Raw genomic sequence first — 7,662 nt, 5'->3', positions numbered from 1 at the left:
TTATTTATTAGCTACAATAGCCCGAAATATATGATATTTTGTTGTAAATTAATTGAGTTAAATTCAATTTATTCTAAGTTTTAGTTTATCTTGCAATAAACGAGATTCCCATACTGACGTAGAAGAGAGCCCTATAGTTAACTCAATGAGCAATGTGAGGGGGAGGATGGGTCCGATGAGGCTCCCTATGTCCTTGAAGGGAGTGGTTTAACTGCCGTAGACGGCATGGGGAGGGAAATAAGGGGAATGAGGACGAGAGGTTGAATGCAAATTCATGAAACCTCAATGAAAGTCCGACCTCTATCCAACCCCTTACTAGTCCTTGTAACTAAATACTCAAAAGCACTCTGTCATGCATTATAGAAATTAAGGAGAATATCTCAAACCGAACGAGAAAGATACATTTACAAAAGTCCCCAATAGTCTACATAAGAAGCTAAAAGTTGAGTTCAGTCTACTTTCAAAGGTTACTGAGGATTGTTATGAAAACACCTTCCTGATATACAAGGGATGGTATAATAATTCGAAAAGAGAATGTTTCCCTTGGACGTGAAAAAGATTGAAGAAATTAGTTATCATTAGTTTTAGTGTACTTGCAATCAGGAGAAAGACCGTGACGTTATTAGGGTGGTGAACTTAAATGGAAGGGGTTTCTGAGCCTCTCGATTGACCACTGAAGGAAGAATGTGATTCCAAATCGATGAGAGGAGTCCACGCTTCTTAGAGCGGGAGGGAAATCACCTCTCGCCCCTCAACTTTGAAGTAAGACCGTAAGGAATTATACTGCCTTTTCTTTCTAGAAGTTTTATTCCTTTGCTTTCGGCATACTTAAAGAACTTCTCATTTAACTCCTCCTCTCTCATCTTATCTAACTCGATTAGGAATCTGATCAGTGATTTTCTTAACTCCTCTGCAAAAGCTTTATCTGACTCTATCGGTAAATCTCGATCCGAATGATAAAAAGGAATTAAATCGTCGTTATAGAGAACCATAGCGGGATAACCTTCCATTACATAAGGAAAGTGATCGGAATAAGGTGTGGGCATCTCCACCCTTTTCACGTTAAAAAATCGCGATAAATCCCATAGATCAGGAGTAGCCGAAAAGACTACTTTGTCGGGGTATAAAGCATCGAGAGATATCATAGTAAACACGTCATCTTTGGGTTGTTGAATAGAGCCGTTGCAACATCTGGGACCCTCTTCAGACGAAAAGAAAACGATTTTGAGACCGTGTTTAAACTTTGGAAATTCTATAGTAGAAAGAAATTCTACAGCGAAAATATTATCATGATATCCTGATAGCCAGTGATCTACATGAGCTCCAATAACGATATATTTTTCACCTTCTTGAACAGTAAACTCTAGGTTATGAGATATCGTATCGACGAGTCTGCTCTTAGATTCTATATCTACTACATCGCCTGGCTTTAAAGGTATTGAACTGAAAACAGCCGGTTTTTCATCCTTTACACTAATCCTCCTTAATTTCCCCTTGTCATAAAATACTGAAGCTGAATATTTCCTTTTTAAATTCTCCTCGTGTATTGAAGGTACGAGAAATGGGTGCTCTGGCATTACGTTAAAGGCTATATCCTTTCCTACTTCCCCTTTCACGTATCCGCAAGTATACGGTAATAAACTGGCTTTTACTTCTTTTCCGTTAACTACAAAACGGAATTCGTCTATCATCCATTCCTTAGTCTTTACCAAGTATTCACGATATGTAGGATAATTACCTGAGAGTCTTTCCTTTAGGATACTAAGGATCTCTTTCTCTCTGTTAGAACCATGAATAGCCTCACCGAGCTTGAAAAGCTCTTCTCCCAGCACAATGAGATAATTAATTCAAGGCTTAAATAAATAAGATAAACGTGAAAAGAAGATAAGGGAAACAAAAAAAGCAAATTTAACTTATTAAAAATAAAAATATTATGCTTTCATTGCGAGCCTTCTACAGGCTTGATATCAAATTATTTTTAGGAAACCTTTTCGGATATTTCACAGTAAACTTGAGCCATCTGATAAATTTTACGAATTGTTAACGTTGAGTGAATTAATTAGCATCTACATAATAATAGTTTAATAATGAGTCAAGTAGACTACGCTATAAAGGCTATTGCTGAACAAGTTGAAGATAATGAGTTAGTTTACATAGGGTTAAACTCAATTCCAAGTCTCATCGCCTCATTCATGGCAAGAGATCTTTACGGCAAGAAAATAAGGATAATAGGAGTTGCTGAGGCTGATAACCCTAAGTCCGTAGAAATAAGTCCCTCAACTGGTAATCCCTTTATGGTCTCCAACACTCCAGTATTTATAACAGCTGACGCTTTTGATTTAGCTCAGAAGGGGAGACTGGATGTTATGTTTTTAGGACCCGTCCAAATCGACAAAGAGACTAACGTAAATCTCTCCGTTATAGGGGACTACCATAATCCAAAAGTAAGGCTTACCGGAGGGGCTGCAACTGCCTTCATCCTCCCCCTAGTTAGAAAAGCTATATTGTGGAATTTAAAACACTCAAAAAGATCTCTAGTAGAAAAAGTTGACTTTGTAACGGGTACAGCAAAATATTCTAGTAATAAGGTGATAGTGGTTACTAACTTAGGGGTTCTAAAATATGACAGAGAGAAGAAAACTTGGTTCATAACTGCTATTTATGAAAACACGTCAGTTGAAGATATCTTAAATAATACAGCGTTTGAAGTAGTTGTGTCACCTACTCTACGAATTATTACGCTCAGAAACGACGAAAGAGAATTCATAAAAAGGATAGATCCTTATAACTTACGCTCTGCACTTGCATAATTAGATAGGTTGTAATTCTTCCACAACTCTTTTCCAATCTACATCGTAGAGCCCGAACATACTTGTGGGTTCAGCGCCCCTCGGAGCATGAACTACGGCTGTTATATATTCACCATTTATTGTAGGTCTTTTTCCATAGAAATAACTCTTGTCAACAATTTCCTCGGCTGTTATAATTGTTATTTTGGATGCCTTAGCCTTATACTCATCCTCGTATAAAGGTCCTAATATTTCACTATTACCCTCTTCATCTGCCTTATGGACATGAATAACTGCTACATCGGGGACTATAGCTTTAACTAGGAGGATATCCTCACCGGAAAAGGGATCTTTAACAACTTTCCAGGTCTCTAACTTTTCATGTATTTTAACGAGATCCGAACCTATTACCCCCTTAACAGGCATGAAAGGTAGTCCGAACGCACCAGCCCTGATACCGGCGATAAAAGCTCCACATGTGTCTTCTATGAACTCTACGTCTTTATTTTCTACCATCTTCCTAAAATTCGGAGGAATCCCGAACCACTCGAGAGTAGCCATAGCAGCCCTTATCTTTTTAACCGCGCCGTGTTTGAGGAGAACCTCTAATCCGAAACCTGGCTCTCGGTCGATAAAATATAACCCCTTTTTACCACTCTTGATTAATTCATAGATAAACGCCATAGGATTTCTATGAAATGACATACCGCTGATGGTAATTGAATCTCCGTCCTTCACTAGGTCGACAGCGTCTTTAATACTTATTAATTTACTCAAACTCTATCCACCACTTTAATATCGGCTAACGCTTTTTTAGCTTCTTCTACGCTTGTCTCGTCCTCCAGTGTTGAAACATCACCTACATCTTTTCCAGTTGCTAACGCCCTTAAAACCCTCCTCATGATCTTGCCGGTTCTCGTATGCGGTAATTTATTAACGAAAATTACTTCCTTGACAACAGCTATTGCCCCGAAATTCTTTTTCACATTTTCAATGATCTTTTGCTTTACTTGGGACAAGTCTTTAACTCCTTCTTTAGGTACCGCGAATATCACAATTACCTCTCCCCTAATCTCGTCAGGAACTCCTACTACTGCAACCTCAGCAACTTCTTTAATGTAAGCTGCATTCTCGATCTCAGCCACTCCTAGCCTATGACCTGCGACTTTTAGTATATCGTCGCTCCTGCCTAGAATATACAAATATCCCTCTTCGTCCATATAACCGTAATCTCCGGTCTCATAATAACCGAACCTGACGTAGTAGTTTTTATACCTTTCATCATTCCACAGACCGATCATAAAAGCAGGGGACGGTGAGGTAACTATGATATTTCCAGCTTTCCCCCTAGGTAGTTCAGTACCGTTATCATCAACTATTTTAATATTTATAGACGGTAACGGGACACCAACACTACCATCCTTGATCTTGAGGAAGCCGAAGTAAGAACCGCCTGGAGATGCTATGTAGCCGGAATTCTCGGTCTGTCCCCATACCTCAAAAATCTTTTTTGCTTTAACGTTCCTACGCAACCAATTCATAGCTTCAACTCCCAGACTCTCACCAGCTGTGACAAAGACTTCTAAACTCGAGGTGTCGAATTTCCTCACGTGCTCTTCTCCATACTTCATTAACATCTTAACTAATGTAGGTGCAGTCCACACATTTTCAACTTTATATCTCTCTATTATTTCCCACATAACTCCCGGGTGAGGATAGTCCAAGACACCCTCATACCAGATCGTTGTACCGTAGTTAAGTAAAGGTCCATAAAGGCTATATGAGTGACCGTTAATCCATCCTAGGTCGGCAGTCGTTAACAGTTTCCTCTCGTTAGAGAAATCAAATAACCATTTAACGTGAGCATAATCCCAGACGGTATAAGACCCCATTGAGTGGACTATAACTTTAGGCTTACCAGTAGTTCCTGAGGTATAGAGTATGAACAATGGATCTTCCGAATTCGTCTCTACGACCCCCATTCTAGTATTAAGCTTAATAACGTCATTAAAGTCTATATCCCTATCCTCTTTAAAACTAGCCTTGTCCTCTCTATTTAAAACTACGACTTTGTTTACATTAATTCCGCTTTCCTTTATCGCTTCATCAACGACACTCTTCAACTCTATAACTTTTCCTCTTCTGTATGTAACATCAGCCGTGAAAATTATTTTCGGCTTAGCGCTCTTTATTCTCTCTGCTAATGCTTTAACACCGAACCCCGAGAACACTACGGTATGAATTGTACCTGATCTCGCTGAGGCTAACATTGTTGCTCCTGCTTCGACAACCATAGGCATGTATAGCAGTATTGTATCGGATTTCGATGAATACTGAGTGATAAATGAAGATATTTTGCACGATAATTCGTATAGGTCTTTGTAAGTATATCTCTTCTCTTTTCCTTCTTCATTTAACCAGATTATAGCTGTTTTGTCCCCCTTACCTTGAGAAATCCATCTGTCCAATGCATTATATGTAATATTAATCTTTCCGCCTACAAACCAACGGTAATTATCCGGTGATTTATAGTCTAGAATCTTTTCGTAACGCCGAAACCAAATCAGTTCCTTAGCTATCTTATCCCAAAACTCTTGGGGGTTACTTATACTTTGTTTCCAGATATCGAGATAATCGCTTAACCCTACCTCTTTCATTGAAAAAAAAAAAAACTATGAATTAATAAATAGATTTAGCGGAAACGCGGAAACTAGACAATAAGACAAAAGGGAGTGTACTCAATTTTCTTATCCTCTCATTAAGTTTAATAACTCACTTAGATAGAACTCTTTTTAGATGATGTGAGTCATGCCAAAGCGATTGGTGAGTTAAACCCTGAGGTAACTGATTTCCTTTCACTAGATCCCTAAATTAGTTTCTTCTCTATTACCTCCTTAACGTATTTTCCAGTAGAAGATGAAGTCAATAGTTTCTTGATTATTTGCGGCTCACCCATACCGCTTCTTTCCTTCCATACGAGCAGAGATTCCCTAAGTTTCCTCAGCGCTTCATTATGATACTTGCATAATCCGTTTACCGAAATAGCCTCAAGTTTACATATTTTACAAGGCTTATAACTTACGAGACCCAATACTCCTCCTAATTTCTCTCCAATATGCTTTTTAACCTCCTGATATTTACTCATGTAGCTTTCTAAGATTTTGACGGTCTCGTCTACAACTTCTTGGTCATTAGCTTTACCGTCAATAATTGCGTTAAGTTTCTCTTCCATTTTCTTTGTTAGAGAGACGTCTGTTAATTCCTTAAAATACTGATCTAAGACTTCAGCCACTGTTATCCCAAGGTCAGTTGGTACTAGATAACTTCCTTTTTTTACCAGATATCTTCTGTCAAATAAAGTCTCTATAATTCTCCCTCTAGTTGCCTCAGTACCTAGATTATTGTTCTCCATCCACTTCAATAAGTCGATTTTCGTAAGCCTACTTAGCGATGGTTTAGTAACTTTCATCGAAACGGAGACCTTTGCTATTTCCCCTACATCTCCCTTTTTCAAATCTAGGAGTTCCTCATCAGGTACGTTACGATAAGGATACAACAATAACCAGCCCTTGAAAATTACCTTCTGAAAAGTTAGCCTTATGTCTAACTTCGTTTCTTTAAACATTAAGTCTACCTTTTGTTCTTTAACCTTGGCATCAGAGGATATGCTAGCTAAGAACCTCCTCGTTATCAACTCGAACAGTTTGTACGTTTTAAGTTTTAAGCCCTTAGCTTTTTCTCCAGTAGGGTAGATAGCTGGGTGCGCTGGATCTTCCTTCTCTCCTTGCCTAACTTGAAACCCATTCTCTCTTTTAGTTATATTCTTCACTAACCTCACTAAATTTGGGAAGTTGTTCCGCTCTATATCTTGGACTATCTTATCAACATTAACAGTAGGAGGTATCTTTTGGCTATTAGTCCTCGGGTAACTAATAAGTCCGTCTAAATATAACTCTTCAGCTAATCTCTCTGTATAATAAGGTGAGAGACCTAAAATTCTTCCGGCTTCTACCTGAAGATCTCCTAGGTTGAACGGTGGGGGTCTAAGCAAATTTCTTTCTTCATATTCTACTTCTCTGACTATTAGCTTATCGTTCTTTATTTTTTCTGCAAACTTTTGGGCATCTTCTTTCCTTTCGAATACTTTATTAACTGTGAACTTCACTTTCCTTTTTCCAATTACTGCTTCTACGCTCACTGTATAATACGGAAGAGGGACGTAAGTTTCCCTCTCCATTGTATTATTTATCACGTGGATTAACGTGGGGCTTTGTACCCTTCCGGCACTTAACACTATTCTCTTCCTAGATATCTCGCGTACAGCATTCATTAATGCCCTACTGACGTTTATTCCCCATAACCAGTCTACTTTATGTCTCGCTATTCCGGCATTGATCATGTTATAATCTAAAGGTTCTAGATGAGTAATTGCTTTCCTAATATCTTCTTTAGTAAGAGCTGAAAACTTCATCCTCTTAGCTTTTCTCTCATCCCCAAAGAACTTTATTATTATGTAACCTATTACAGAACCTTCAATATCATAATCACAAGCATTAATAAAATCTAAAGCCTTTTCCGAAAGAAATCTAAATAACTCATAATATTTCTTAGTATATCTAGCAGAATCATCTATTGTCCAAAGGGGTTTCCATTCCATATGAAATACCGGAAACCCAGAATTCCCGTACAGATTGAAAAGGTGTCCAGCAGCAGGAGCAATTACTAAAGTTCTTTTATCGTAATTTAAAACCCAATAATTCACTGAAAACTGTTTACATAGTTGAGGTTTAGTAGATAATGCTTCGGCTATCTTTTTAGCCGCTTTGCTTTTCTCTGCAACCACTAATGTATAATTACTTGGCTTACAGACCAT

General features: G+C 38.2%; 5 protein-coding genes. 1 reads left to right on the top strand and 4 read right to left on the bottom strand.

All coding sequences use genetic code 11. The annotated features are described in order from the left end of the window. Positions 1-737: 737 nt before the first annotated feature. Positions 738-1,832, bottom strand: coding sequence for a M28 family peptidase (locus WIW52_RS02635; protein WP_337708411.1), 1,095 nt, complete (start codon positions 1,830-1,832; stop codon positions 738-740). 255 nt (positions 1,833-2,087) lie between these two features. On the opposite strand from WIW52_RS02635, the gene WIW52_RS02630 reads away from it, so the two are divergent. Continuing rightward, complete coding sequence (locus WIW52_RS02630; RefSeq protein WP_337708409.1) at positions 2,088-2,810, top strand: CoA-transferase subunit beta; 723 nt, start codon at positions 2,088-2,090, stop codon at positions 2,808-2,810. Here the strand turns inward: WIW52_RS02630 and WIW52_RS02625 are convergent, their stop codons facing one another. The 3 genes from WIW52_RS02625 to WIW52_RS02615 all read right to left on the bottom strand — a co-directional run bounded on the left by WIW52_RS02625 (position 2,811) and on the right by WIW52_RS02615 (position 7,662). Next, on the bottom strand, positions 2,811-3,566 hold the full coding sequence (locus tag WIW52_RS02625; RefSeq protein WP_337708407.1) for a CoA transferase subunit A: 756 nt from the start codon (positions 3,564-3,566) through the stop codon (positions 2,811-2,813). Continuing rightward, positions 3,563-5,446 (bottom strand): AMP-binding protein, encoded by a 1,884-nt coding sequence (locus WIW52_RS02620; protein WP_337708404.1) that lies wholly within the window; start codon positions 5,444-5,446, stop codon positions 3,563-3,565. Before WIW52_RS02620 ends, WIW52_RS02625 begins: the two co-directional genes overlap by 4 nt. A gap of 209 nt (positions 5,447-5,655) precedes the next feature. Continuing rightward, positions 5,656-7,662 (bottom strand): DNA topoisomerase I, encoded by a 2,007-nt coding sequence (locus tag WIW52_RS02615; RefSeq protein WP_443295462.1) that lies wholly within the window; start codon positions 7,660-7,662, stop codon positions 5,656-5,658.

Source organism: Stygiolobus sp. RP850M, assembly GCF_037389295.1.
Lineage (GTDB): Archaea > Thermoproteota > Thermoprotei_A > Sulfolobales > Sulfolobaceae > Stygiolobus.
The sequence above is the reverse complement of the archived record's forward strand: the minus strand, read 5'-3'. Positions and strand labels throughout refer to the sequence as shown.